At 24.9% G+C, this 504-nt stretch carries 1 pseudogene; it reads right to left on the reverse strand.

Annotated elements, in window-relative coordinates:
• Nucleotides 1-307: pseudogene (locus tag GQX97_RS14750) on the reverse strand (hypothetical protein); the annotation flags it as partial.
• Nucleotides 308-504 lie beyond the last annotated feature (197 nt).

Below are 504 nucleotides of genomic sequence, written 5' to 3' on the forward strand. Positions count from 1 at the left end.
CATTATTGCTTTTTATCTCTTTTAATATACMTTCAAAATGTGCTAGCTTATTTGTAACATTATGCATTATGCCTTCTTCTGGTATATATATAGGTTCATTGCATATAGGACATATTGCTTTTTCTGATTTATCTTTCATCTTATTGCTAAGATAGATTTTTTCATATTCTTCTATAGTTTTTTTATTTCTATATTGATTATGGTTATTTTTTTTTCTGTTGTTGTAAGAATTATTATCTTTCTTTTTTTTGTTGTGAAAATTATTATAGTTATTTTTAAATCTATTATTGTTATTTCTTTCAGCCATTACAAAACCTACAATTACAAGCAATATTAATATTACTGTAATATCAATATTGCTTATATATTATTAATCTTCGTCGTCAAAATCGTCATCATCATAATCTTCATCGTCGTCGAAATCATCATCATCGAAGTCATCATCATCAAAGTCATCGTCAAAATCATCATCAAAGTCTAAATCATCATCATAATCATCATCAA

This window comes from Brachyspira sp. SAP_772 (assembly GCF_009755885.1).
GTDB lineage: Bacteria > Spirochaetota > Brachyspiria > Brachyspirales > Brachyspiraceae > Brachyspira.